Source organism: Mycolicibacterium stellerae, assembly GCF_003719305.1.
GTDB lineage: Bacteria > Actinomycetota > Actinomycetes > Mycobacteriales > Mycobacteriaceae > Mycobacterium > Mycobacterium stellerae.
Map to the genome: position 1 here is coordinate 142712 of NZ_RARC01000006.1, position 24059 is coordinate 166770.

26 protein-coding genes are annotated in these 24059 nt (G+C 67.6%); 10 read left to right on the forward strand and 16 right to left on the reverse strand.

Annotated elements, in window-relative coordinates; translation table 11 throughout:
* Positions 1-4 precede the first annotated feature (4 nt).
* The 4 genes from holA to D6M19_RS10760 all read right to left on the reverse strand — a co-directional run bounded on the left by holA (position 5) and on the right by D6M19_RS10760 (position 3734).
* On the reverse strand, positions 5-973 hold the full coding sequence (gene holA / locus D6M19_RS10745) for a DNA polymerase III subunit delta (protein ID WP_123025181.1): 969 nt from the start codon (positions 971-973) through the stop codon (positions 5-7).
* 22 nt (positions 974-995) lie between these two features.
* A complete protein-coding gene (locus D6M19_RS10750; RefSeq protein WP_234834806.1) occupies positions 996-2498 on the reverse strand; it encodes a ComEC/Rec2 family competence protein in 1503 nt (500 codons plus the stop codon).
* Positions 2495-3313, reverse strand: a complete 819-nt coding sequence (locus tag D6M19_RS10755) for a ComEA family DNA-binding protein (RefSeq protein ID WP_123025182.1) — start codon at positions 3311-3313, stop codon at positions 2495-2497. Before D6M19_RS10755 ends, D6M19_RS10750 begins: the two co-directional genes overlap by 4 nt.
* A gap of 175 nt (positions 3314-3488) precedes the next feature.
* Complete coding sequence (locus D6M19_RS10760) at positions 3489-3734, reverse strand: hypothetical protein (protein ID WP_123025183.1); 246 nt, start codon at positions 3732-3734, stop codon at positions 3489-3491.
* Positions 3735-3919: 185 nt separating this feature from the next.
* Here D6M19_RS10760 and nthB point away from each other — a divergent pair, with 185 nt between their 5' ends.
* From nthB to D6M19_RS10775, 3 genes are read left to right on the forward strand one after another with little or no spacing between them, the layout of a single operon-like run.
* Positions 3920-4546 (forward strand): nitrile hydratase subunit beta, encoded by a 627-nt coding sequence (gene nthB / locus D6M19_RS10765; RefSeq protein ID WP_123025184.1) that lies wholly within the window; start codon positions 3920-3922, stop codon positions 4544-4546.
* Positions 4546-5136 (forward strand): nitrile hydratase subunit alpha, encoded by a 591-nt coding sequence (gene nthA, locus D6M19_RS10770; protein ID WP_123025185.1) that lies wholly within the window; start codon positions 4546-4548, stop codon positions 5134-5136. The genes nthB and nthA overlap by 1 nt, the downstream gene beginning before the upstream one ends.
* Positions 5133-5423, forward strand: a complete 291-nt coding sequence (locus tag D6M19_RS10775; RefSeq protein ID WP_123025186.1) for a nitrile hydratase accessory protein — start codon at positions 5133-5135, stop codon at positions 5421-5423. Before nthA ends, D6M19_RS10775 begins: the two co-directional genes overlap by 4 nt.
* On the opposite strand, the gene D6M19_RS10780 is transcribed toward D6M19_RS10775, so the two are convergent.
* Both D6M19_RS10780 and D6M19_RS10785 read right to left on the reverse strand, forming a co-directional pair.
* Positions 5418-5828: a RidA family protein gene (locus D6M19_RS10780; RefSeq protein ID WP_234834810.1), complete on the reverse strand. Its 411-nt coding sequence runs from the start codon at positions 5826-5828 to the stop codon at positions 5418-5420. The genes D6M19_RS10775 and D6M19_RS10780 overlap by 6 nt on opposite strands.
* A gap of 5 nt (positions 5829-5833) precedes the next feature.
* Entirely contained in the window at positions 5834-6868 is a 1035-nt protein-coding gene (locus D6M19_RS10785; RefSeq protein ID WP_123025188.1) for an acetamidase/formamidase family protein, read from the reverse strand.
* 97 nt (positions 6869-6965) lie between these two features.
* Here D6M19_RS10785 and D6M19_RS10790 point away from each other — a divergent pair, with 97 nt between their 5' ends.
* The gene (locus D6M19_RS10790) at positions 6966-8015 is read left to right on the forward strand and encodes an NAD(P)H-dependent amine dehydrogenase family protein (protein ID WP_123025189.1); all 1050 of its coding nucleotides are present in this window, start codon (positions 6966-6968) and stop codon (positions 8013-8015) included.
* A 162-nt stretch (positions 8016-8177) separates the two neighbouring features.
* Here the strand turns inward: D6M19_RS10790 and D6M19_RS10795 are convergent, their stop codons facing one another.
* From D6M19_RS10795 to D6M19_RS10825, 7 genes are read right to left on the reverse strand one after another with little or no spacing between them, the layout of a single operon-like run.
* The gene (locus D6M19_RS10795; RefSeq protein WP_123025190.1) at positions 8178-8795 is read right to left on the reverse strand and encodes a maleylpyruvate isomerase family mycothiol-dependent enzyme; all 618 of its coding nucleotides are present in this window, start codon (positions 8793-8795) and stop codon (positions 8178-8180) included.
* Positions 8795-9628, reverse strand: a complete 834-nt coding sequence (locus tag D6M19_RS10800; protein ID WP_123025191.1) for a DegV family protein — start codon at positions 9626-9628, stop codon at positions 8795-8797. Before D6M19_RS10800 ends, D6M19_RS10795 begins: the two co-directional genes overlap by 1 nt.
* A gap of 1 nt (position 9629) precedes the next feature.
* Positions 9630-10397 carry a diglucosylglycerate octanoyltransferase gene (gene octT, locus D6M19_RS10805; protein ID WP_123025192.1) on the reverse strand — a complete coding sequence of 256 codons (768 nt, stop codon included), beginning with the start codon at positions 10395-10397 and terminating at the stop codon, positions 9630-9632.
* Entirely contained in the window at positions 10387-11055 is a 669-nt protein-coding gene (gene gpgP / locus D6M19_RS10810; RefSeq protein ID WP_123025193.1) for a glucosyl-3-phosphoglycerate phosphatase, read from the reverse strand. Before gpgP ends, octT begins: the two co-directional genes overlap by 11 nt.
* Positions 11052-11423 (reverse strand): ribosome silencing factor, encoded by a 372-nt coding sequence (rsfS, locus tag D6M19_RS10815; RefSeq protein WP_123025194.1) that lies wholly within the window; start codon positions 11421-11423, stop codon positions 11052-11054. Before rsfS ends, gpgP begins: the two co-directional genes overlap by 4 nt.
* The gene (nadD, locus tag D6M19_RS10820; RefSeq protein WP_123025195.1) at positions 11420-12058 is read right to left on the reverse strand and encodes a nicotinate-nucleotide adenylyltransferase; all 639 of its coding nucleotides are present in this window, start codon (positions 12056-12058) and stop codon (positions 11420-11422) included. The genes rsfS and nadD overlap by 4 nt, the downstream gene beginning before the upstream one ends.
* 32 nt (positions 12059-12090) lie before the next feature.
* Positions 12091-12840 (reverse strand): GntR family transcriptional regulator, encoded by a 750-nt coding sequence (locus tag D6M19_RS10825; RefSeq protein ID WP_123025196.1) that lies wholly within the window; start codon positions 12838-12840, stop codon positions 12091-12093.
* 148 nt (positions 12841-12988) lie between these two features.
* On the opposite strand from D6M19_RS10825, the gene D6M19_RS10830 reads away from it, so the two are divergent.
* From D6M19_RS10830 to D6M19_RS10845, 4 genes are read left to right on the forward strand one after another with little or no spacing between them, the layout of a single operon-like run.
* On the forward strand, positions 12989-14491 hold the full coding sequence (locus tag D6M19_RS10830; RefSeq protein WP_123025197.1) for an amino acid permease: 1503 nt from the start codon (positions 12989-12991) through the stop codon (positions 14489-14491).
* Between the two features lie 20 nt (positions 14492-14511).
* Positions 14512-15951, forward strand: a complete 1440-nt coding sequence (locus tag D6M19_RS10835; RefSeq protein ID WP_123025198.1) for an FGGY family carbohydrate kinase — start codon at positions 14512-14514, stop codon at positions 15949-15951.
* Positions 15948-17339, forward strand: a complete 1392-nt coding sequence (locus D6M19_RS10840; protein WP_123025199.1) for an NAD(P)/FAD-dependent oxidoreductase — start codon at positions 15948-15950, stop codon at positions 17337-17339. The genes D6M19_RS10835 and D6M19_RS10840 overlap by 4 nt, the downstream gene beginning before the upstream one ends.
* Entirely contained in the window at positions 17336-18577 is a 1242-nt protein-coding gene (locus D6M19_RS10845) for an NAD(P)/FAD-dependent oxidoreductase (RefSeq protein WP_123025200.1), read from the forward strand. The genes D6M19_RS10840 and D6M19_RS10845 overlap by 4 nt, the downstream gene beginning before the upstream one ends.
* Positions 18578-18655: 78 nt before the next feature.
* Here D6M19_RS10845 and D6M19_RS10850 read toward each other — a convergent pair whose 3' ends face one another.
* From D6M19_RS10850 to D6M19_RS10860, 3 genes are read right to left on the reverse strand one after another with little or no spacing between them, the layout of a single operon-like run.
* Positions 18656-20092: a vWA domain-containing protein gene (locus D6M19_RS10850; protein ID WP_123025201.1), complete on the reverse strand. Its 1437-nt coding sequence runs from the start codon at positions 20090-20092 to the stop codon at positions 18656-18658.
* Complete coding sequence (locus D6M19_RS10855; RefSeq protein WP_123025202.1) at positions 20092-20967, reverse strand: AAA family ATPase; 876 nt, start codon at positions 20965-20967, stop codon at positions 20092-20094. The genes D6M19_RS10850 and D6M19_RS10855 overlap by 1 nt, the downstream gene beginning before the upstream one ends.
* A gap of 46 nt (positions 20968-21013) precedes the next feature.
* Complete coding sequence (locus D6M19_RS10860; protein ID WP_123025203.1) at positions 21014-22261, reverse strand: glutamate-5-semialdehyde dehydrogenase; 1248 nt, start codon at positions 22259-22261, stop codon at positions 21014-21016.
* Between the two features lie 75 nt (positions 22262-22336).
* On the opposite strand from D6M19_RS10860, the gene D6M19_RS10865 reads away from it, so the two are divergent.
* Entirely contained in the window at positions 22337-23218 is an 882-nt protein-coding gene (locus tag D6M19_RS10865) for a ribokinase (protein ID WP_123025204.1), read from the forward strand.
* Positions 23215-24036, forward strand: a complete 822-nt coding sequence (locus D6M19_RS10870) for an enoyl-CoA hydratase/isomerase family protein (protein WP_123025205.1) — start codon at positions 23215-23217, stop codon at positions 24034-24036. The genes D6M19_RS10865 and D6M19_RS10870 overlap by 4 nt, the downstream gene beginning before the upstream one ends.
* The last annotated feature ends 23 nt before the right edge of the window (positions 24037-24059 follow it).

The window sequence follows — 24059 nt, forward strand, 5'->3', positions numbered from 1 at the left end:
GGGATCAGTCCCGGTCGGCGACCAGTTCCGCCACTTTCCGCACCGCCGCTTCCAACGCATAGTCGGCGTCTGCCGCCGCGCCCTTCACGTCGGCGTTGAGCGCCGCGACCAACTGCATCGCCTTCCCGACCGATTCCCGCGACCAGCGTCGCGACTGCCGCTGTGCCTTCTGCACCCGCCACGGCGGCATGCCCAATTCGGAGGCCAGCCGGTAATGGTCACCTGACAGCGGCCCGACCCGAGCGATCGTGTGCACCGCCTCGGCGAGCGCATCGGCGAGCACGACATGGGGCTCGCCGCTCATCATCGCCCAGCGCAACGCCTCGGCAGCGCCTGCGACATCGCCGACCACCGCCTTGTCGGCGATGTCGAAGCCCTTCACCTCCGCCTTGCCGCTGTAATAGCGGCGCACCGCGACCGCGTCCACCGTGCCGTCGGTATCGGCCACCAGCTGCGAGCAGACCGATGCGAGCTCGCGGATGTCGGATCCCACCGCGTCAAGCAGGGCCGTCACGGTGTCATCGGAGACCTTGACCTTCAAGGCGCGGAACTCGCCGCGGACGAACTCGGCGCGCTCGGCGGCTTTGGCGATGCGGGCACACGGATGAACCTTCGCGCCGAGGTCCTTCAACTTCCCGGCCAGCGCCTTGGCGCGCCCTCCGCCCGAATGCACGACGACGAGCAGGGTGCCATCCGGTAGGTCGGCGGCCGCGCTCTCGATGAGGGCCACCGCCTCCTTGCCCGCTTCGGCGGCGGACTCCAGCACCACCACCCGCTCATCGGCGAACAACGAGGGGCTGAGCAGCTCGGCGAGTTCGGCCGTGCTGACCTCGCCGGCACGCATGCGGTTCACCGGGACGTCGTCGGTACCCGCCTGCTTGCGCGCGGCGCGCAGGACAGCGGCGACCGCACGCTCGACCAGAAACTCCTCGTCCCCCAGCACAAGATGCAATCGGGGGACCGGTTCGCTCATGCACCGCCCCCGCAAGCGTGGCTCATGCCCCGATCGTGTCATGCCGCGCCGACAGCCGCCTCCGGCACCACCGCCACAGCATGACCGCCGCGGTGGCCGCGGCTCCGACGGTCAGTGCACCGGGCAGCCCTGCTGGCACGGGCACAGAAGCGCCGGGGATGCCCGCCGCCCATCGCGCCACGTTCAACAGCCACCACAGCTCGGGTCCGGTGAACCTGATCAGAAGATCCGCACCCGCAGGCCACAACACCGACAGCGCGGCCGCCGCGGTACCGATGACGGTGATCGGGGCGATCACGGCGGCCACCGCGAGGTTGGCCAGCGCCGCGACCACGCTCAACCTGCCCGAAATGGCCGCCACCAGCGGCGCCGTCACCAGCTGTGCGGCGACGGCGACGCTCACCGCGTCGGCCAACGGCTTGGGCCAGCCGCGGGCGACCAGCCGTCGCGACCATCCTGGTGCGATCACCACAAGGGCAGCTGTCGCCGACACCGAAAGGGCGAAGCCGACGTCGACGGCGAGTTCGGGGGCCGCGATCATCAACGCGATGACCGCCGCCGCCAGCACCGGGATCGCCTGTCTGCGGCGGTGTGTCACGACGGCCAGCAGCGTGATGGCCGCCATCACCGCGGCGCGCAACACGCTCGCCGACGGTTGCACGACGATGACGAACGCCACCAAGGCGGCGCCGGCCAACACGACCGCTGTTCGAGGGCCGACGAAGACCGCCACCAGCAGCACCGCGCCGCAGACGATCGTCACGTTCGCGCCCGACACCGCCGTGAGGTGCGTCAACCCCGCGGCACGAAAATGCGCGGTGGTGTCGGCCGACAGTGCCGAGGTGTCACCGAGGACGAGGGCAGGAAGCATCGCCGCCTGATCGGCGGGCAAGGCATCGCGTGCCGCGGTGGCGAACGCACTGCGTACCCGTTGCCCCGCCCGCTGGATCGGCGCGGCCTCCCCCATCGTCGGTTCTCCGGTTGCCGAAAGCACGGCGACCGTGAGATCGCGTCGAGTCGGCCTGGAGATCCGGGCCGTGAAAGCGGCGGGCTGGCCCGCTGTCAGCTCGGCGAATCCGGCCACCGACGCGAAAACCACTACCCGGCCCGACATTTCGTCACCGGCGACGTATCGCAGAGACCCGCGAAACATCAACCTTCCGCCGCCCAGCATCCTCGGCGTTTCGCTTGACGTGACGATGACGGCGGTGGCGTCACCGTAACGGTCCACGAGCGGATGGCCCTGGACCTGCTCAACGCGCAGCTGCACCGCGACGGCGAAGCCAAGCCCTATCAACGCGATCGCGACCACGGCCGCCGCCGTCATTCGCGCGCCATCATGCGGCGCACGATGTCTGCCGCCCCACCACGCCGTCACACTCGCGGCGGCGATCGCCGCCGACAGCAGCGCGATGACACCGCTGATCGACCACAGAATCCCAGCGGCCGTGACCGCCCAGCTCGTCAGCGCCGCAGGAACAAGACGCAGATCCAGGCGGACCTCGCGACCGTCCGCGACGCTCACACATGAACCTGGGCACGCAGCTTCTCGAGGCGGGCAGGCCCGATACCGTCCACGTCGGCAAGCTGGTCGACGCTGGCGAACGACCCGTTGGCGTCACGCCACGCGATGATGGCCGCCGCGGTCACCGGTCCGACACCCGGCAGCGCGTCGAGCTGCTCTTCGGTCGCGGTGTTGAGGTCGACCGGAGCGCCGGCCGCCGACTCGCTTGCGGCCTGCTCCCGGCCGCTCGCCGATGCGGATCCCGTCGGCTGCGTCGCCACCGAACTGCCCATGGTCGTTGGTTCCCCAGGAGGCGCTGCGATGCCGACGATGATCTGCTCGCCGTCGGCGAGGCGACGAGCCATGTTCAGGCCGATCAGATCGGCGCCGTCGAGCGCGCCACCCGCGGCGCTGAGCGCGTCGGCGATGCGTGCCCCCGACGACAAAGTCACCAGACCCGGCTTGTGCACAAGCCCGACGACGCTCACGACGACCGGCCCCTCGGGGGCAGGCGTCGACGGAGTGGGCTGTGCCGTTGAAACCATCTCCACCGGTGGCAGTTTCGCCGATGTCACCGGCGGGGTGTTGTCCCGGAGCAGCGTGAAGATGGTCACCAACACGGCGATCACTCCGACGACGCCCAACGCGATGGCACCGGCGCGGCCGGGGTCTGCACGGGCGGCCGCGAGCCACCCTGGCTGTGCCCCGGCACCTGCGTCGGGCAGCCAACGCGACAGTGCGGCATCGGAATTGCCGTCGTCGTTCGACCCGGATTCCGCCTCGGCCTCTGCGCAGAGCCTGCGCTGAAGACGTTCGGTGGGCAGTTCGGTTCCCATATGCCCGACGGTAGGTCCGGCGCGTGACCGTAACCGCCTGCCGAGACCCCGATAGCCGACGACTGTGGATGAAGTCCGCTCTGTGGAGCATTCCCAGTAACGAGGGAGGCCCTCCCCGGAGTTGACCGCTGCCGGGGAGGGCCTCAATTGGCGGGTGGATCTACTCGGTTGTCGCTTACTGGTTGAACATCGCCAGACGGCCGATGCCGTGGTGGTGGTACCAGCCGGGGATCGCGGTCGGCGCCGGCTTGGCGTAGGTGTCCGGTGAGGTGACGATCGAGGCGTTGGGGCCGTTCTGGGTGACCGTGGTCGTGGCGTTGGCCATGCCTGCCAGGCCGAGGGCGGCGCCGCCGAGGATGCCTGCCGAGACGACCGGGAGGGCGATGTAGCGGGTGAAGCTGCGGGCGATGGTGGTGGTCATTTCGAATCTCCTTGTGTTGGTTGGCTTTTCAGCTCTCCTGCCGATTTCTTCCGGCGATGAGATAACTATGTCCCAGCGACGAGGTGATGTATGTCGGCCAACCAGCCCTCGGACCGGTTGAACCGTCTGTCCCCCGATTGGGGGAAGTGGATCGGTGTCGGGGCAGAAATTCGTATGATCCCGACGTGGACGGTGTGCACGACCTTGGTGGGCTGGACGGTTTCGGCCCGATCGAGCACACCGAAAGCGAGCCGATGTTCGCCGAGGAGTGGGAACGGCGCACCTTTCGACTGATGATCGGGGCGATCGGTTCGCTCGGCGGCCCCGGCGGCAAATTCCGGCATTCGATCGAGCGGATGGATCCCGCGCACTACCTGTCATCGCCCTACTACGAACACTGGCTTACCGGCGTCACCACGCTCGTGGTGGAAGCGGGCATGACCACGCGCGAAGAACTCGATCGCCGCGCGGGCGGGCAGTTCCCGCTGTCACGGCCCGACCGCGGCGTACTGCCTGCCGACCTCGCGTCCAGGACCACCCCGAGTTTCGCGATCGGCGACACGGTGCGGGTACGAGAGCGACACCCCCATGGCCACACCCGCGCGCCCCGCTACGTCCAGGGCAGGCGCGGAACCATCGTGCGCGTCGACGAGGCAGCCGAATTCGACGATATCGAGGCGCACGGCGGCGGTTCGGTCACCGATCCCCTGTATTCGGTGCGCTTCACGTCCCGCGAACTGTGGGGCGAGGCCGGCACAGACGGCGACGTCGTGCATATCGACTTGTTCGAGCGATATCTGCAGGAGGCGTGATGCCAGACCATCACCATCCCGAAGCGATCGCACCCGTGCAGGCGCGAGTAGCAGCCATCGAATCTGTGCTCATCGAAAAGGGAATTCTGGACGTCGACGCGGTGGACCAGATCGTCGCGCGTTTCGAGGACACCCTCGGACCCATGAACGGTGCCAGGGTCGTCGCCCGGGCGTGGACAGATCCCGAATTCAGGGCGCGGTTGTTGGCAGACGGCACGGCGGCCATCGCCGAATTCGGCTTCAGCGGGCCCGAGGGCGAATACATGGTCGTGGTGGAGAACACCCCGACGGTTCACAACCTGGTCGTCTGCACGCTGTGCTCGTGCTACCCGTGGCCGACGCTCGGCCTGCCACCGAAGTGGTACAAAGCGCCCGCCTACCGTTCGCGTGCGGTGCGGGAGCCCCGCAAGCTGCTCGCCGAGATGGGCACCGTCATCGCCGACGACGTCGAAGTCCGGGTATGGGATTCCAGTGCGGAGGCGCGGTACCTGGTACTCCCGATGCGACCGGCGGGCACCGACGACCTGTCCGAGGAGCAACTCGCGGCCCTCGTCACGCGCGATTCCATGATCGGGGTGCAGCGGCTGTGACGGCCACCCCGTTCGACGACGAGTCGCTGCCCCGCGACAACGGCGAACTCGTCTTCGACGCACCGTGGCAGGCTCGCTCGTTGGCCATCGCGGTCGCTGTGGTCGAGCGGCTGGGCCTGCCATGGGATGCGTTTCGACATCGCCTGATGGCCAGCATCGCCGAGCAGCCGGATCGCCCGTACTACGAGTCGTGGACGACGGCCCTCGAGTCACTCGTCCTCGCCGAGCACCTCGCCACCACCGCCGCGCTCGACGAGGCGATGCCGACCAAGCGAGCCCCGCTATAGGCCCCAACCGTCGTTTCGCCAACACACCCAATCGATTTCGACGAGCGCACCGACCGCAAGACCCGTGGTGCCCACACACGTGCGGCTCGGCAGCCGGTCGGGGAACCAGTGCGCGTAGGCGGCGTTGAAGGCGTCGTAGTCGTTCCAGTCGATCAGGAAGGCGCGCACCGAGACGACGTCGGCCAGTCCCCCGCCGCACAGTTGGGTGACACGCAACAGGTTGCCAAGGACCTGATCCGTCTGGGTCGCCACCTCGTCGCCGACGACGGTGCCGGTCACATCGGTGGGCATCTGCCCGGTCACATACAGCGTTGGACCGGCGGCCGTGGCGTGAGCGAAAGGTGCGACGGCCGGGGGGACACCGTCGCGCGGGGTGAAGGTGAATGCGCGAATTCCGCCGGTCAACTCGGTCACCCCGGCCAGTGTGGGAAACATCGTTTGTCGATGCGCGCATGCACACCCTGGCGTTGGTCGACCACCTGGGTGACCGTGAAGTCGACGGCCACAGACATGAATGAGTAGGCGTCCGCGCGACTTTGACCGAAATGGTCGACCAGGACGTCGAGGGTACGCAGCGCCGCGGACCTCATCGCCTCGTCCAACGAGTCGCCGAAACCGTGGACGAGAAGTTCGGTCGCGGTCTCCAGCACGGGTACCGTGAACGGGAGATCACGGCGAATCGTCAAGCGCAACAACCCGTTCAGCGATGACTCCAGTGCAGTCCCGCTGATCTCCCCGTCGCCCTGCGAGACGTGCGGATCGCCGACCGACAGCAACCCACCCGGCACCTGCACCGGGTAGTACATGCGGCCGCCCGCGCCGATGCGCCAGTTGTCGACGTTTCCGCCGTGGTCGCCGGGCGGCACCGACGACACCCGCTGCGGCTCGGCGGGCGCTACGCCCATGGTGCCGAAGTGCGGTCGCAGCGGCACGACGACTCCGGGCAGCGCAGGTGCGCGCGCGGCCGGATCGGGCGAAACGATCGTGCCCGCAGCGTCTGCCAGCGGTGTGACGGTCCAGTCGTAACCGAACAGCGCACGGCCGAGCATGGCGTTGGTGTCGAGCTCGTACACCGTGACCCGCTCGGTGGCGAACTCGGAGTAGAGGTGCCCCCAATGCGCGGCGAGGTTCGATCCGTAGGGCAGCCGCGGGACTGCTTCGAGGATGTCGACCTGCAACAGATCGCCGGGCTTGGCACCCTCGACCGCGATGGGTCCGGTGAGAAGGTGCGGCCCCGGTCCACGGTCCGACACCGCGTCGAACACCTCGGAGATGCCCTTGTCCATCAAGAGATCGGGTGCGTCACCCGCGTGATGGGTGAGCGTCTCGATCGCGACGAGGTCCCCCGGCGCCACGGTCAACGTCGGCGCCAGCCGGGGGTCGAAGTAGCCCCAGTGCACCGTCGACGGGGTCGCAGGCAGGAAGTGCTGCATCGACCAGATCATGCCAGCACCCCGGTGTCGCGGCTCGCCGAGCGCGTCCTCGCGTATACATAGTGACCACAGGTGATCCGCTACGAATACGCCACACGAGGAGCCACGTATGGTTGCCGACCGACCGCTGAAAGTGATTCAGTGGACGACGGGAAACATCGGAAAGCGTTCGCTACACGCCATCATCGGCAGGCCCGACATGGAACTGGTCGGCGTCTACGCACACGGCGCAGACAAGGTCGGAGTGGATGCGGCCGAACTGGCCGGCTGGCCCGAGCCCACCGGGGTGGCGGCGACCAACGACATCGACGCGTTGATCGCATTGAAGCCTGACGCCTGCTGCTATAACCCGCTGTGGCCGAACATCGACGAGCTGACCCGGCTACTGGAGGCCGGTGTCAACGTCTGCTCCAGCGCAGCGTGGATCACCGGCGGCAAGCAGACGCCCGAGGATTTGGACCGGATCCGAAAGGCCTGCGAGAAGGGCGATTCGACGATATTCGGCAGCGGCGCACATCCGGGCATGACCAACATGGTCGGCATGGTGCTCAGCGGATCATGTGAGCGGGTGGACGAGATCCGGATCACCGAGTCGGTCGATTGTTCCACCTACGAGTCGGCGGGCACGCAGACCGCCATGGGCTTCTCGCAGGGCCCGGACACTCCGGGCCTTGCCGAAAGCGTGCGAAGGGAAAGCGAGGTCTTCGCCGAGTCCGCGGCGATGATGGCCGACGCGATCGGGGCCAAGCTCGATCGGATGACGTTCGACGTCACTTTCACCCCGGCCACCGGCGACACCGATCTCGGGTTCATGCAGATCCCGAAGGACACCGTGGGCGGTGTGATGGGTTACCACCGCGGCTGGGTCGGCGACAGGAACGTCGTGAGTGTCGGATTCAACTGGATCATGGGCGATCATGTGACGCCTCCCAAACCGCTCGAGCACGGGCACGTCATCCAGGTTTTCGGGCTGCCCAATATGCGCACCGTGCTGCACTGCCTGCCACCCAAGGAATGGACCGAACCCGGCTTCATGGGTCTCGGGATGATCTATACCGCCCTGCCGGTGACCAATGCCGTACCGGCCGTCGTCGCGGCGGCACCGGGAATCATGACGTTGAAGGATCTGCCGCCGGTCACCGGGCGGTTCGCCGGCTAGCTAGATCACCACTCCGTCGACTCCGCCATCACCACCCGCGAGACTGCAGAGAGATCGCGATCAGCGACGAACGCACGATCTGTCAGCAGACTCGAGGGTGTGAAGCGACCCTGCATGTGACTCAGGTGCTGTCAGCAGCGTGGTTTCGGGGCGGCCACCTCGTCACATCCGTGCGCCGAGTTCAGCCTTTCCCGGGCCGCTGAGATCCCTCAGCGCGTCACGGCGGCCCGCCATCGCCATCAGCAATGCCTCGCCGGGACCCTCTACCTCGGGACCTTCGCCGTGAGACCAGTCGAGGTCGGTCGCGACGAGGTGAAGGCGCTTCGTGCGCCGCGCGCCGCGGATGGTCGGCGCGGTGAGTGCGAAGTCCAGCGCAACGCGAAGTCGCCGATCATCGATCGTGCGGGGTAGATGCAGCGGCCTGCGGATGTCCTGCTGATGGATCATGTTGTCGGTGAGCGCGATCCGTCCGCCGAAACCCGCCGTCAACCCACGCGGTTCAGCGTGCGTCCTGATCAGCGCGATCAGCTCGCCCGCAGTGTGGTCGGCGTAGTCGTCGACCCCAACCTGGTTGATCCGGTCAACACTGAGCCAACCCTTGAGGAATCGGCGAACCAACGCGCCGCCGTGCAGTTCGTCGAAGCTGATTGCATGCGCGACGACCTCGCGGACATTCCACCGCTCACACAGCGTCGCCGCCTCCCATTGCTCCGGCGACAGCGACTCGAGAAACGCGGCGAAGTCTTCCCGTTCACTGCGGGCAAGATCCAGCCAGGGCATTAGTCGTCGAGTCCGACGCAGACGCCGATCGCGCCAGCCCCGACGTGTACCGCGAGCACGGGACCCATGTCGGTGACGGTGGGAGGGGCGATCTGCGGGAGCCGCTCCGTCAACGTCTTGGCGACGTCATCGGCGGTGTCACGGTTGTCGACGTGGTGGACGGCGATCTTGGCACTTCCGTCGCCGACCATCTCGACTACCTGGTCGATCATCGCCGCATGTGCCTTTGTGGCGGTGCGGATCCGCTGGGCAAGCACCAACCTGCCGTCGACGTCGAGGCACAACAATGGCTTCAGCGACAAGGCGGAACCCAACAGTGACGCTCCCCTGCGAATTCTGCCGCTGCGCCGCAGATTGTCGAGCCGGTGCACGACGATGAACGCGTGGACGCGCGGAACGGCCGAACGAGCCGCGGCCTCAACGGCATTCAGGTCTGCACCGGCGGCGGCCTGCTGCGCGGCCGCCAAGGCGACGAACCCCACTCCCATCGCGGCCGACCTGGAGTTGACGACGCGCACCGAGGGACCGAACTCGCGCGCCACCGACACCGCAGAACTGTAGGTGCTCGACAGCGCGGCCGATATGTGCACGGCCACCACCCCGTCGCCGCCGCTGTGCGTCAGCGCTTCACGGTAGGCATCGGCGAGTTCGGCAGGCGTAGCGCCCGCCGTGGTGGCGTGGCGCAGGTGGACATCGGCAGGCACATCGTCATCGCCGTCGCGGAAATTCTTGCCGTCCAGCAGGATGTGTAGCGGTACCTGCCGTATACCGCAGCGCTCGAGGTCCTCGGGCTGCAGACGCGAGGACGAGTCGGTGACCACGACGACTGCCATGCTAGGAAGCGTCCTCCTGCACAACGCCGGCTTCCTGCAGGCCCTTGAGCATCAGTTCGGCAACCGCTTGATGTGCCTCGAAATTCCAGTGGATGCCGTCGGGATTTCCTCTACCGCTCATGATGTGCTCGGCGACCGCAGCTTTCAGGTCGACCACCGGTACATCGTGTTGCGCTGCCCATTCGGTGATCGCTTTCACCGTGCCCGGCCTTCCATGGTGGGCCTTGCCGTACGTCTCGGCGACATGCACCGAGGGCAATGACGCGACGATGGGAATACCGGGTCGGTTGAAATCGATTGCACCGCGGGTCAGTTCGAGATATTCGACGGAGACGTGCGGCGGCAGCGCCGCACGTGCGATCGGAGACAACCTTGGCTGTGCCCAACTGTAGCCATCACGTACCCAGCGGCGAAGCCACGACGGACGCACGTAGCGGATCAGCTCACGCAACGCTGTCGGCAATGGCGATGGCAGCGAGTCCATCCCGCTGGTCGCGAAGATAACGGCTCCAGCACGGGGCAGGGCCGCCCAGGCGCGCGGATCCTGCGTCGCCGCCCACCACACATCGCGGCAGGTCCAGCCGATCCGGCCGATGAGCTCGACGTCCCAATCAAGATGTGCAGCAACGATATTGGGCCAGATCCGCGGATCGTCGGCAGGCACGCCGCCGGTCGGCCCGTAATACGAGAGGGAGTCGCAGAAAACGAGAAGTGTCCGCCGGCGGGCTGGGGCGGAGCGGCTCGGGGATTGGTTGGTGTCAGAGGACATCGTTGGCGACCTGGGCCGAGGCGTTCCACACATCGAGGCGCCACCGGATATCGTCGAAGTCCGCGTCGTCGTCGGAATGCCCCGACAGCTGCACCCAGCTGGCGTTACCCATGCCGCCAAGCGCCGGCCAGTTGTCCACCGGTAGTTTCAGCAGCGCCGCCGTCAGCGCGGCGATCAGCCCGCCGTGTGCAACCAGCACCACCGGCCGTTCGGGTTCGTCTGTCCCCCACTCGGTTTGATCGCAGACAAGTTCCTTGATCATCGGCACGCCCCGCGCCGCAACGTCGACTCGGCTCTCCCCACCGTGCGGCGCCCACGTCGCGTCGTTGCGCCACGCGATGCGCGCTCCCGGCGCCGCTGCGTCGACCTCGATATGAGTCAAACCCTGCCAGTCGCCGAGGTGTGTCTCGCGGAGCCGGGCGTCCACCTCCACGGGCAGACCGGACCGCTCCCCGAGGGATTCCGCGGTGTCGAGCGCACGACGAAGGTCGGAGGAGACGATCAGCAGCGGTTGCCGTTTGGCCAGCACCTCCGCGACGGCGGCGGCCTGATCCCGGCCGAGGTCGCTGAGATCGGTGTCGAGTTGGCCCTGCATGCGGTTTCCCGCATTGAACTCGGTCTGCCCGTGTCGCAGCATCACCAGGCGGCGGATCGTCACGGCGCCTCCCCGTCGAGGTCGACGGGGACGATCGGGCAGTCCCGCCACAACCGGTCCAGCGCATAGAAGTTGCGCTCGTCCTGATGCTGGATGTGCACCACGATGTCGACGAAATCCAACAGGGTCCAGCGTCCTTCGCGGGCGCCCTCCCTGCGTGCCGGCTTGTAACCGGCCAGCCGCATCTTCTCCTCCACCTCGTCGACGATCGCGTTGACCTGACGTTCGTTGGACGCCGACGCGATCACGAAGCAATCGGTGATCACCAGCTGGCCGGACACGTCGATGACGACGACGTCTTCGGCGAGTTTCGACGACGCCGCCCGCGCGGCCACCGTCGCCATCGCGATGGCTTCATCGGAGGCGGTCACCGCGAATGCTCCTGTGCGGCAAGTACCTGCGTACGGTAGAGGCCTCGCTTGGACACGTACTGCACGACACCGTCGGGCACCAGATACCAGATCGGCCTGTTCACCTCGGCGCGCTTGCGGCAGTCGGTCGACGAGATCGCCAGAGCGGGCACCTCGACCAGGGTCAGCGCGTCGGGCGGCATCTCTTTGAGCGCCTTCTCGATGTGCTTGCCGTCGAGTTCGTAGCCGGGTCGGCTCACCCCGACGAACTTGGCGAGGGCGAACAGCTCCTCCCAGTCCTGCCACGTCAGGATCGAGGCCAGCGCGTCGGCGCCGGTGATGAAGTAAAGATCGGCGTCGGGGTTGAACGCCTGCAGATCACGCAGGGTGTCGCGGGTGTACGTCGGCCCACCGCGGTCGATGTCGGCCCGGCTCACGGAGAACCGCGGATTGGATGCGGTGGCGATGACGGTCATCAGGTAGCGGTCCTCGGCGGGCGTGACATCGCGGCTCTTCTGCCACGGCTGGCCGGTCGGCACGAACACCACCTGGTCCAGATCGAACAGGTCGGCAACCTCGCTGGCTGCGACCAGGTGCCCGTTGTGAACGGGATCGAACGTCCCGCCCATCACGCCGAGCCTGCGTCGAGATGCCACGTTTAGGCAGCTTACGGCAGCCGTCCCGACCGCTAGACGGCCGAGAGTCGATGCGCGCCGAGCAGTTCGGACACCTCGAACGAGGCGCGGTCGGCGCGGTACACATCGCGGGCGTATTCCACACACCGGCCGGTGCTGTCCTCGGTGCAGCGGGTCAGCAGGGTACCCGCCGATCCCGCGCGCACTCCGAGCTGCGAACTGGACGCATCGTCGAGCACGATCGACTCCAGCACAGCGGTCGAGCGAGCCAGGTCGACGCCGTAGCGGCTGCGCAGGATCGCCCACAGCGACCCGTCGTCGGGTTCGTCGAGGATGCCTGGGGTGAGATCGGCGGGCAGGAACGTCGTCTCCAGCGCGAACGGGACGTCATCGACGGTGCGCAGCCGATGAAACACGTTGACCATTGCGGCGTCGTCGAGACCGAGTGCCAGCCGGACCGCGGGCGTCGGGTGTTGGTGTTCGGCCCACATCAGGCGCGCGGCCGGGCGGCGCCCCAGCCGGGACACCTCCTCCGAGAAGCTGCCGATGTGGAACCGCACCCGCGGCTCGGCGACGAAGGTGCCGCGGGGCGGCCTGCGGTAGACCACCCCCTCGCTTTCGAGCAGAGACAGCGCCTGGCGGGCGGTCATGCGACTGACACCGTGCTGTTCGGCGAGCTCTCGCTCGGAGGGCAGCAACGTGTGAGGTCCCAACTGCTCAGTGGCGATGCGGTCGCGAACCAGGGCCGCAATCGCGATGTATCTCGGGGTGGCGGGTGCCTGGTCCCTGGCGGCGGCGGGCATCTCTGCAGAGTAACCGCGTCCGTCAACCAGCTGGTATAGGCCACCGATTTGTAAACACTTCGTAATCGGGCGCCGTTGGGCTTGACGGTGGCCTGAGTCACACCCATACTACGGTTCGACCACATGGTCTATACCACTGGAGGAAACGATGACGAATCCGGAACCCCCAGCCGCCAGCGATGCCGCTGACCTGGCAAAATTCGGCTATGACCAGTCCCTGGAGCGGCGCACCGGACGATTCGCGTCGTTCGCAGTGGCGTTCGCCTTCGTCTCCATCGCCACCGGCATTTTCACCACCTACGGAGCGGTTCTGAACTCGTCGGGACCGATGGGCATCTGGACGTGGCCGATCGCCACCGTCGGCCAGTTGGCGGTGGCCTTCGTCCTCGGCGCACTCGCCGCGCGAATCCCGGTGACCGGCTACCACTACCAGTGGATGTCGCGGCTGGCCAACCCGGTGCTTGGCTGGATCCTCGGCTGGATCTCGTTCACGTTCCTGGCCATCGTGGTGGTCGCGGTGGACTACACGATCGCGTCGACGATCTTCCCGGTGCTGCTGAACTACGAGGGCACCGCGACGATCGCGTGGCTGGTGACCGCCGTCGTGCTGCTGATTCAGGCAGCGTTGGTGGCGTTCTCGACGCGGTGGGCGGAACGGGTGAACAACACCTTCGTCTCGCTCGAACTCATCGGCATGGTGGCGCTGACGGTGCTGCTGCTCATCGTGGCCGCCGTGCGCGGAGACATGGACTTCTCGAATCTGGTCAGCACGGGCGCCGTGCCCGCGGAGGGCTACTGGAGCTTCGGTGAGCTGACAACGGCGGGCCCGTGGATGCTCGGGTTCCTTCTGGGCGCCTTCACCATCGTCGGCTTCGAGTCCGCGGCCAACCTGGCCGAGGAGACCAACGACCCCGAACGCGTTGTGCCGCGGGCGATGTGGCAGGCGGTACTCGCCTCCGGTGTGCTCGGCTTCATCTTCATCGTCGCCGTCACACTCGCCGCGGGCGATCCCGTCGCGCTGGCCGAGTCCGGCACCCCGATCGCCGACGTCATCCACAACACCCTCGGTTCAGCCGTCGCGACCCTGCTGCTGCTGATGGTGGTGCTGGCGATCTTCGCCTGCGGACTGGTGATCATGATCACCGGTGTGCGGTTGACCTGGGCCATGTCGCGTGACGAGCGCTTCCCCGGCTGGCAGCAGTGGCAACAGGTTTCGCCGACCTTCCACACGCCGCTGAAGGCCACCGTGCTGTATGTCGTCCTCGCCGAACTGATCCTGGCGATCTTCTCGCATTCGGAGACCGCCCTGTTCACCTTGTTCGGTGCGGCCACCCTGCTCCCCGCGGTGATGTACGCATCGACGGTGGTGCTGTACCTGATCAAGCGCAAGTCCCTGCCGGTGAGCGACAAGTTCAACCTCGGCGCGTGGGAGATCCCGATCCTGGTGGTTGCCGTGGTGTGGCTGGTGTTCGAGCTCGCGCTGTTCCGGGACTCGAGTTTCAAACAGGCGTGGGCATACGTCATCGTGATGGTGGTCATCGGTGCGTGCTATCTCGGCTACCTGCTGGTGACCCGCGGCAAGAGCGGACTGACGATGCCCGGCATGGCGTCGATCGATGCCGAGCTGGAGGCGCAGGCGTCCAAGGACTAGGAAGGACGGCGGGGCTGCTCATGCACCACTTCCTGGCCATCGACCAGGGGACTTCGGGCACCAAGGCCATCGTGGTCGACGAGGCCGGGCAGGTCGTCTCGATCGCAGAGGTGGCGGTGCGGCCGGAGTACTCGGCAGGCGGCGCAGTCGAGCAGGACCCGGAGGCGCTGTTCGACTCGGTCGTCAGCGCCGGCCGAAACGCCTTGGCGCAGGCGGACGTTCCGGTCGCGGCGGTGGCGCTGGCCAACCAGGGCGAGACCGTGCTGGCCTGGGACCGCGGCACCGGCCGCCCGTTGACACCTGCCGTGGTGTGGCAGGACCGCCGGGCCGAGTCGATCTGCGCGCCGCTACAGGCATCCGCGGACACCGTCGCACAGCGCACAGGTCTGGTGCTCGACCCCTATTTCACCGCACCGAAGATGGCGTGGATCCGAGCGAATATGACGACTGCCGGTGTGGTCGCCACCACCGACACCTGGCTGGTGCACCGGTTGTGCGGTGCGTTTGTCACCGACGCGTCGACGGCCAGCAGGTCACTGCTGACCTCTCTGGACTCCGCCGAATGGGACGACGAGCTGATCGGTTTATTCGGCCTGACCGGCGAGGCGCTACCCGAGATCGTCGGCTGTGACCAGATCGTCGGCAGCACAGATGCTTTCGGGCCGACGATTCCCGTCGCCGGACTGATCGTCGACCAGCAGGCGGCACTGTTGGCCGAAAGCTGCCTGACGCCAGGCGATGCCAAAGCCACATTCGGCACCGGCGCCTTCCTGCTGGCCCAGCTCGGCGCCAACCCGGCCCGGTCGACGTCGGGCTTGACCACCTCGGTGGCGTGGCGGTTGCGCGAGCACACGTCGTATTGCGTCGACGGTCAGGTCTACACGGCGGCGTCCGCGGTGCGCTGGGCAGTCGACCTGGGGCTGGTGCCTGCGGCGAATGAAATCGACTCTGTCGCAGCAGATTCCAGTGACGGCGTGCTGTGTGTCCCCGCCCTGGCCGGATTGGCGGCGCCGTGGTGGGACTCAGCGGCCGGCGCGTCGTTCAGCGGCATGTCACTGTCAAGCGGGCGCGGCCAATTGGTGCGTGCCCTTCTGGAGGGCATCGCCGCTCAGGTCGCGGCGCTGGCCGACCTGGTGGCCTCCGATTTGGGACAGCCGTTGACCCGGCTGAGGGTCGACGGAGGGCTCACTCAGTCCACGGTTCTCATGCAGGCGCAGGCCGACTTGGCGCGGATCCCCGTCGACGTCTACCCCTCGCTGCACGCCACCGCGCTCGGCGCCGCCGCATGTGCGCGACTGGCGCTCGATACCGGTCTCGACGTGACAGACGCCGTCGGCACGTGGACACCCGACCACACCTACCTACCGCAGTGGTCAACCGACCGAGCCGAGGAGTTCATGTCGCGATGGATGCGCGCCGCGGAATCGGTTCTCGTGCATGAGGAGACGACCGTCCCATGAGTGCCGCCGTCGATATCAGTGACGTCATCGTCGTCGGCGGCGGGATCGTCGGCTCGGCGATTGCGCGGGCGCTCGCGGGCACGAAACTCTCGGTCACCCTGCTCGAAGCACGTAACGACGTCGGTGACGGCACCAGCAAGGCCAATACCGCGCTGCTGCACACCGGATACGACGCGACTCCCGACACACTCGAGTCACGACTGGTGGCGCGCGGCTACGAGTTGCTCGGTGCCTACGCCGAACAGACGGGTATCCCAGTCGAGCACACCGGCGCACTGCTCGTCGCATGGACCGACGAAGAGCTCGACGCCCTTCCCGCTCTGAAGGAAAAGGCCGAACGAAACTTCTACCACCGCTGCGAGATCGTCGGTGCCGACGAGGTGTATCGGCGGGTTCCCGACCTGGGCCACGGTGTACTCGGCGGGCTGACGGTGCCCGGTGAGTCGATCATCTGCACCTGGACGACGAACCTCGCCCTGGCGACCGATGCCGTAGCACGCGGCGCGCGGCTGATGCGTGGCGCGCGGGTAACCGGGGCGGTGGCCGATGACGGGCGCACCACGCTGCAGACAACCCGCGGCGATGTGTGCGGGCGTTGGGTCATCAACGCGGCGGGTCTTGGCGCCGACCATCTCGACGCCGAGTTCGGCCATCACCGCTTCGCCGTCACGCCGCGCCGCGGTGAACTGCTGGTGTTCGACAAACTGGCCCGGCCAATGGTGCCGTGCATCGTGCTGGCCGTGCCGTCATCCCGTGGCAAGGGGGTGCTGGTCAGCCCGACCATCTACGGCAACGTGATGGTGGGCCCGACGTCGGAAAACCTTCAAGACCGTACCGCGACAGGAACTTCGGAGGAAGGGTTCGAATTCCTGGTGTCCAAGGGCCGCGCGCTGATGCCGTCGCTGTTCGACGAAGAGATCACCGCCACCTACGCCGGGCTGCGCGCCGCGATCGACCAGGACGACTATCTCATCGACATCAACGTAGCAGCGCGCTACCTGCTGGTCGGCGGAATCCGATCCACCGGGCTGACTTCCGGAATGGCGATCGCGGAATACGTGACGGGTCTGCTCGACGATGCCGGCCTCGACGTGACCGAACGCCCGGATCTCCCACCGCCGCCCAAGATGCCGAACCTGGGGGACGCCTACCTTCGCCCGTATCAGGATGGCGAGCGCATCGCCGCCGATTCCGAATACGGCCGCATCATCTGCTTCTGTGAACGGGTCACCGCGGGCGAGCTTCGCGACGCGTTCCAATCCCCCATCCCACCAGCCGATCTCGACGGGCTGCGGCGTCGCACCCGGGTCATGAACGGCCGCTGCCAAGGCTTCTACTGCGGTGCGCACACCAAGGCGCTGTTGGATGCGGGCGGCCAGGCTCGATGACCGAAGAACATGTCGCGGTGGCGATCGTCGGAGGCGGGCCGTCGGGCTTGACCGCCGCCGCCGCACTCGCCCCCCGGGTCGACGGTGGGGTCCTCGTCATCGAACGTGAAGCCGAGACCGGCGGAATCCCACGCCACAGCGACCATCCGGGCTACGGCATGCGCGACCTCAAGCGGTTCATCTGCGGCCCCGCATACGCAAGGCGACTCACCTCGATGGCGCTCGACGCGGGCGCCACGCTGGAGACCCAAGCGATGGTCACCAACTGGGCAGGCGAGCGACGGCTGCAGATCACCTCGCCGCGGGGCGTCCGCACCGTCACGGCCGACGCGGTGGTGCTGGCGACGGGCGCGAGGGAGCGACCCCGGCCGGCGCGCCTGGTGCCCGGCGATCGTCCCGACGGCGTGTACACCACGGGGCAGTTGCAGAACCTGGTGCATCTGCACCACGCCCACGTCGGCAACCGGGCACTGATCGTCGGCGCCGAACTCGTGAGCTGGTCGGCGGTGTTGACTCTGCGCGAAGCGGGTTGCGCCACAGCCGGAATGGTCAGCGGGTATCCGCGGTCGGAGGCCTATGCGGCGTTCCGCGTGCCGGGCCGGTTCCTGATGGAAGGGCCCGTGTTCACCCGCAGCCGGGTCGTCGGCATAGACGGCAAAGACCGGGTACGCGCCGCGGTGGTGGAGAACATCGAAACCGGCGAGCGCACCATCGTCGACTGCGACACGGTCGTCTTCACCGGCGACTGGATCCCCGACCACGAACTGGCCCGCACCGGCGGCCTGGCGATGGACCCCGCGACGCGTGGTCCAGTGGTCGACGCGGGCCTGCGCACCAGCAGCCCCGGGGTGTTCGCGGTCGGCAACCTGCTGCACCCCGTCGACACCGCCGACGGCGCTGCGTTGGACGGACGCCATGTCGCGGCCGCGGTCTGCGGATGGCTGGACCATCGCGACGAGCCACCGAAAGCCGTCCGCATCCGCACCGGCGCGCCGCTGCGATGGGTTACCCCGCAGCTGGTCTCACCCGAGGGCGGCGTCGCGGCCAGGGGTGATCTGCTGTTCTGGGTCGACGAGTACCGCAGGCTGCCGAAGCTGAGGGCGGTGCAGGACGGGCGGACGCTCGCGATGAAGCGCACGCCGTGGCCTGCCGCCCCTGGCCGGGTGTACCGGGCGCCGTGGTCGCTGGTGGCAGCCGCCGACCCGGCAGGCGGCGACGTCACCGTCTCCTTCGCCTGACCTTCTTCTCGCGAACAGACGCAAAAGTACCCTCAGCCAACGATTTTGGGGTACTTTTGCGTCTGCTCGGCATTGAAACTAGACCGGCAACAAGGCGTCGATGACGCTTGCCAGCTGTTTGGCCGACCGGCATTCGTGCATGGTGATGACTTCCTCGTAGCGAGGGACCGCCGAGTCGCCACTGCCCCACAGATGCCGGGGCTCAGGGTTGAGCCAGTGCGCATGCCTGCTCGAGTCGACCATGTGCGTCAGCAGGTCGGTCTCGGGGTTGCGGTAGTTGTTGCGCCCGTCGCCGAGCACCAGCAGTGAACTGCGCGGCGAGAGAACATTGGGGTACTTGTCGAGGAACGACACGAACGCGTGCCCGTAGTCGGAGTGGCCGTCGCGGGTGTAGACGCCCGCTTCCCTGGTGATCCGCTGCACCGCGACGGCGAGGTCCGCGTCGGGCCCGAACAGCTCGGTGACCTCGTCGGTGGTGTCGATGAATGCGAAGACGCGGACTCGGGAGAACTGTTGCCGCAGCGCGTGAACCAGCAGAAGCGTGAAATGACTGAAGCCCGCGACCGAACCGGATACATCGCACAGCACGACCAACTCCGGGCGGGCGGGGTGCGGCTTCTTCAACACCACATCGATCGGCACCCCACCGGTGGACATGGACTTGCGCAGCGTCTTGCGAAGATCGATCTCCCCCGCCCGCGATCGCCGACGCCGCGCGGCAAGGCGCGTCGCCAGTGTGCGGGCCAGCGGTTGGACCACTCGTCGCATCTGCCGCAGCTGCTCGCCCGAGGCGCGCAGGAACTCGACGTTCTCGGCCAGCTGAGGGACGCCGTACATCTGCACGTGGTCGCGGCCCAGCTGCTCGGCCGTGCGCCGCTTCGTCTCACCCTCGACCATTTTGCGCAGCTGTGCGATCCGTTGAGCTGCAAGAGCCTTGGCGATCTGTTCCTGCGTCGGTGTCGGCTCGTGACCGTACGGCGCGAGCAGGCCGGCCAGCAGCCGCCCCTCCAGGTCGTCCAGGTTCATCGCCTTGAGTGCCTGATACGACGAGTACGACGGACCCCGGCTGGAATTGTAGCGGCCGTAGGCCTCGACGATCTGCGCGATCATCGCCGCCAGCCGCTCGTCCATGTTGGCCAGCTCATCGTTGTCTTGAAGCATGTCGAGAAGCATCTGCCGCATCGCATCGACGTCTTCGGGCGGCAGGCCGTCGGTGTCCGACTCGTCGTCGTCGAGCACCGTTCTCGCACCAAGTGCGGCGGGAAAGTACAGATCGAACATCGCGTCGTAGGTGTCGCGGTGGTCCGGCCTGCGCAGCACCGCGCACGCGAGACCCTCGCGCAGCGTTTCGCGGTCGCCGAGCCCGAGCACGCTCATCACCCGACCGGCGTCGACCGTCTCCGACGGGCCCACCGAAATGCCTTGACCGCGCAGGGCTTCGACGAACTCCACCAAGTGACCGGGAATTCCGTGCGGGGCCAGCGGCTGCGGCGGACGGGTGCGGCGGACGGCCATTAGTTGAGCCTCAGCTCCCCGGCGGCCTTCGTCTGGTCGGATTGATGCTTGAGCACCACGCCCAGCGTGGCGGCGATCAACTCGTCGTCGATGGTGTCCATCCCAAGTGCCAGAACCGTGCGCCCCCAGTCGATCGTCTCGGCGACCGACGGCACCTTCTTGAGCTGCATGCCGCGCAACACGCCGATGATGCGCACCAGCTCCTCGGCAAGATGCCCCGGCAGTTCCGGCACCCGGGACAACAGGATTCGGCGTTCGAGATCAGGGTCGGGGAAGTCGATGTGCAGGAACAGGCAGCGACGCTTGAGCGCCTCGGACAGCTCGCGGGTGGCGTTCGACGTCAGCAGGACGAACGGGGTGCGTTCGGCGGTGATGGTGCCGAGTTCGGGCACGGTGACCGCGAAATCGGACAGCACCTCAAGCAGCAGGCCCTCGATCTCGATGTCGGCCTTGTCGGTTTCGTCGATCAGCAGCACCGTCGGCTCGGTCCGGCGAATCGCCGTCAGCAGCGGCCGCGTCAGCAGGAATTCTTCTGAGAACACATCGGTTTTCGTCTGGTCCCAGTCGCCGTGGCCGGCCTGGATCCGCAGGATCTGCTTGGCGTGGTTCCACTCGTAGAGCGCGCGCGCCTCGTCGACACCCTCGTAACACTGCAGCCGCACCAGGCCCGATCCAGTCGCCTGGGCGACCGCACGGGCCAGTTCCGTCTTGCCGACGCCTGCAGGCCCCTCGACCAACAGCGGCTTGCCCAGCCGGTCGGCGAGGAAAACCGCGGTGGCCGTTGCGGTGTCGGGCAGGTAGCCGGTCTCGGTCAGCCGTCGCGCGACATCGTCGATGTCGGCGAACATCGGCGCCGAGCGTGCGGGCACACTCACTCGGTGGGTCCAATACTCTTCGCGCAAGCGCTCATCGTTCTCCTAATCAGGCGGGCCGGGTGTGGCCGTCTCCCCACACAATCCACTTGGTCGACGTCAATTCGGGTAAGCCCATCGGTCCGCGGGCGTGCAGCTTCTGGGTGGAGATGCCGATCTCGGCGCCGAAGCCGAACTGCTCGCCGTCGGTGAACGCCGTCGACGCGTTCACCATGACGGCGGCGGCGTCGACGCGCTCGGTGAACCGTTGCGCGGCAGCGATATCCGTCGCGACGATGGCCTCGGTGTGGCCGCTGCCGTATTCGTTGACGTGGGCGATCGCGGCGTCGACACCGTCAACCACCGCCAGCGCGATGTCCATCGACAGGAACTCCGTCCGCAGTTCCTCCTCGGAGGGATCGGCGTGCACCGTCACGCCCGCATCCTGCAGAGCCTTGGTCAGTCGCGGCACGGCGCGGTCGGCGATCGCGCTGTCGATCAACACCGATTCGGCGGCGTTGCAGACGCTGGGCCGACGCGTCTTGGCGTTGAGCAGAATGCGTTCGGCCACGTCGAGGTCGGCTGATTCATGAACGTAGACATGGCAATTTCCGACACCGGTCTCGATGGTGGGCACCTGCGCGTCGCGAACCACCGCGTCGATGAGCCCCGCTCCACCGCGCGGGATGACGACGTCGACCAGACCGCGGGCCTGGATCAGGTGGGTGACGCTGGCCCGGTCCTGGCTGGGCAGCAGCTGCACGGTGTCGGCGTTGCGGTTCTCGATCTCCAGTGCATCGCGCAGCGCCGTGACCAGCGCCTGGTTCGACCGCGCCGCCGACGAGCTGCCGCGCAACAGCACCGCGCTGCCCGCCTTGAATGTCAGGCCGAATGCGTCGACGGTCACGTTCGGCCTGCCCTCGTAGACCATGCCGATCACGCCGATCGGGACCCGCTGCTGACGCAACCGCAGGCCGTTGGGCAGCGTCTGGCCGCGTAGCACCTCACCGATCGGGTCGGGCAGCCCCGCCACCTGCCGCAGCCCGGCGGCGATGCCGTCGATCCGCTGCGGGTTGAGGGCGAGCCGATCCAGCATCGCGTCGGGGGTGCCCGCGGCCTTGGCGGCGGCCAGATCCTCTTTGTTTGCCTCGAGCACGTTGGCGGCTTCGCGAAGCACGTTGTCGGCCGCGGCGTGCAGGGCGGAGTTCTTGGCTGCCGTGCTCAAGGTCGCCAGCTCGCGGGCGGCCAGCCTGGCCCGTCGCGCCGCGTCGTGCACCTGCCGACGTAAGTCGGGCACTGACGGTGCTTGCAGACTCATTACCCCAGCGTATCGGACCTCTCCGCTGGGCTCGACGGGTGTCAGCCGACCCCTGGTGAGTTAGCGTTGACAGCTATGGCGGCGCGGATCTGCGTAGTGGGCAGTGTCAACGCCGACCTGACGTTCAAGGTCGATGCGCTGCCCCGGCCCGGGCAGACGGTGCTGGCCTCATCGCTGGCAAGCGCCCCCGGCGGTAAGGGCGGCAACCAGGCCGTCGCCGCCGCCCGCGCAGGCGCCGCGGTCTCGCTTGTCGCTGCGCTCGGAAACGATTCCGCCGGTGAGCAACTGCGCGCCCATCTGCGCGCAAACGAAGTAGGGCTCGACGGGATCGTCACGCTGTCAGAACCGAGCGGGTCGGCCGCGATCATCGTCGACTCGACGGGCGAGAACAGCATCGTCGTCGCGCCCGGCGCCAACGCCCATCTGAGCGTCGACCGCGCCGAGGCGCGCAGCGTCATCGCCGACAGCGATGTCGTGCTCATGCAGTTGGAGATCCCGATCGCCACCGCCGTCGCAGCCGCAGAGATCGCCAGAGAGGCCGGCGCCGTCGTCGTGGTCAACGCGTCGCCCGCAGGCGCGAAACCCCACGACCTGCTCGCGTTGTCGCAACTGGCCGACGTCGTCGTGGTCAACGAAGCCGAGGCGCGCGAATGGCACTGGCCGGTACCGCATCTGGTGATCACCCGCGGCTCGCGAGGCGCAAGTTACCTCGGCGCTGACGAGCGCTTCGACGTGCCGGCTCCCCCGGTCCACCCGGTCGATACCACCGGCGCAGGCGATGTGTTCGCGGGGGTGCTGGCCGCGGGCTGGCTCGACGGCTACGAGGACGCTTTGCGGCGGGCGTGCGTGGCGGGCGCGTTGTCGACGCTCGTGTCGGGTGCCGGGGACTGCGCCCCGTATGCCGAGGCCATCGAGGATGCTGTGACCAATCGGAAGGCTGGAGAAAGGCGAATATGACGTCGACCGCAACGCCGCGGCCGCCCGACGGCGACTGGCTGGGAACACGATTCCTGCACTTCCGCCGCGAGGGCCCGTTCGCCATTTGCACGCTGGACCGGCCCGAGGCGCGCAACGCGATGACGCCTGCGATGTACTTCGGCATCAAGTACGCGATCGGCCACGTCGAGGCCGACCCGGACCTCGCGGGTCTGCTGATCACCGGCACCGGCGACGTGTTCGCCCCCGGTGGCGACCTCGGTGGCGGCGGCGACGACAATTGGTTGACGTTCGGCGCCGCGCTCGGCATGGACGTCACGCCGTTCGAGAAGCTGCGCCAGTCGACCAAGCCGGTGGTGTCGGCGGTGAACGGGCTGTGCCAGGGTGGCGGCCTGCAGATCGCACTCTGCAGCGACATGGCCGTCGTGAGCGACCGCGCGACGTTCCGGGTGCCCGAACTGTTCCGTGGTATCGCCGACACGTACTACAGCCAGATACTGGCGCGCCTGATCGGCCCGGTCCGCACTCGCGACCTTATGCTCACCGGCCGCACGCTGACCGCGGCCGAGGCCGAGGACTGGGGCATGGTCTCGCGAGTGGTGCCGCACGAGGAGTTGATGGACGCGTCGCGCGACGTGCTCGCCCAGTGCTGCCGGACGGCTCCTGCCGCCAGGCGTGTGGTGAAGTCCAGCCTCGACAACTACATGGGGTTGTTCGACCGCATCGGCATGCAGGCCAGCTACAGCGGCGACGAGGCGGTCGAGGGGTTCCTGTCCTTCAAGGAACGCCGGTCGCCGAACTGGGTGCATCCGGATCTGCGGATCGACGGCCGCATCTGATCGGCCGAACGAGGGGCGGGGAT

What these genes read in the sequence shown, in the direction of transcription:
- holA (WP_123025181.1), bottom strand. Translation starts at nt 973, where the DNA reads ATGAGCGAACCGGTCCCCCGATTGCATCTTGTGCTGGGGGACGAGGAG.
- D6M19_RS10755 (WP_123025182.1), bottom strand. Translation starts at nt 3,313, where the DNA reads ATGGGAACCGAACTGCCCACCGAACGTCTTCAGCGCAGGCTCTGCGCA.
- D6M19_RS10760 (WP_123025183.1), bottom strand. Translation starts at nt 3,734, where the DNA reads ATGACCACCACCATCGCCCGCAGCTTCACCCGCTACATCGCCCTCCCG.
- nthA (WP_123025185.1), top strand. Translation starts at nt 4,546, where the DNA reads ATGCCAGACCATCACCATCCCGAAGCGATCGCACCCGTGCAGGCGCGA.
- D6M19_RS10785 (WP_123025188.1), bottom strand. Translation starts at nt 6,868, where the DNA reads ATGATCTGGTCGATGCAGCACTTCCTGCCTGCGACCCCGTCGACGGTG.
- D6M19_RS10790 (WP_123025189.1), top strand. Translation starts at nt 6,966, where the DNA reads ATGGTTGCCGACCGACCGCTGAAAGTGATTCAGTGGACGACGGGAAAC.
- D6M19_RS10795 (WP_123025190.1), bottom strand. Translation starts at nt 8,795, where the DNA reads ATGCCCTGGCTGGATCTTGCCCGCAGTGAACGGGAAGACTTCGCCGCG.
- D6M19_RS10800 (WP_123025191.1), bottom strand. Translation starts at nt 9,628, where the DNA reads ATGGCAGTCGTCGTGGTCACCGACTCGTCCTCGCGTCTGCAGCCCGAG.
- octT (WP_123025192.1), bottom strand. Translation starts at nt 10,397, where the DNA reads ATGTCCTCTGACACCAACCAATCCCCGAGCCGCTCCGCCCCAGCCCGC.
- D6M19_RS10825 (WP_123025196.1), bottom strand. Translation starts at nt 12,840, where the DNA reads ATGCCCGCCGCCGCCAGGGACCAGGCACCCGCCACCCCGAGATACATC.
- D6M19_RS10830 (WP_123025197.1), top strand. Translation starts at nt 12,989, where the DNA reads ATGACGAATCCGGAACCCCCAGCCGCCAGCGATGCCGCTGACCTGGCA.
- D6M19_RS10835 (WP_123025198.1), top strand. Translation starts at nt 14,512, where the DNA reads ATGCACCACTTCCTGGCCATCGACCAGGGGACTTCGGGCACCAAGGCC.
- D6M19_RS10840 (WP_123025199.1), top strand. Translation starts at nt 15,948, where the DNA reads ATGAGTGCCGCCGTCGATATCAGTGACGTCATCGTCGTCGGCGGCGGG.
- D6M19_RS10845 (WP_123025200.1), top strand. Translation starts at nt 17,336, where the DNA reads ATGACCGAAGAACATGTCGCGGTGGCGATCGTCGGAGGCGGGCCGTCG.
- D6M19_RS10850 (WP_123025201.1), bottom strand. Translation starts at nt 20,092, where the DNA reads ATGGCCGTCCGCCGCACCCGTCCGCCGCAGCCGCTGGCCCCGCACGGA.
- D6M19_RS10860 (WP_123025203.1), bottom strand. Translation starts at nt 22,261, where the DNA reads ATGAGTCTGCAAGCACCGTCAGTGCCCGACTTACGTCGGCAGGTGCAC.
- D6M19_RS10865 (WP_123025204.1), top strand. Translation starts at nt 22,337, where the DNA reads ATGGCGGCGCGGATCTGCGTAGTGGGCAGTGTCAACGCCGACCTGACG.
- D6M19_RS10870 (WP_123025205.1), top strand. Translation starts at nt 23,215, where the DNA reads ATGACGTCGACCGCAACGCCGCGGCCGCCCGACGGCGACTGGCTGGGA.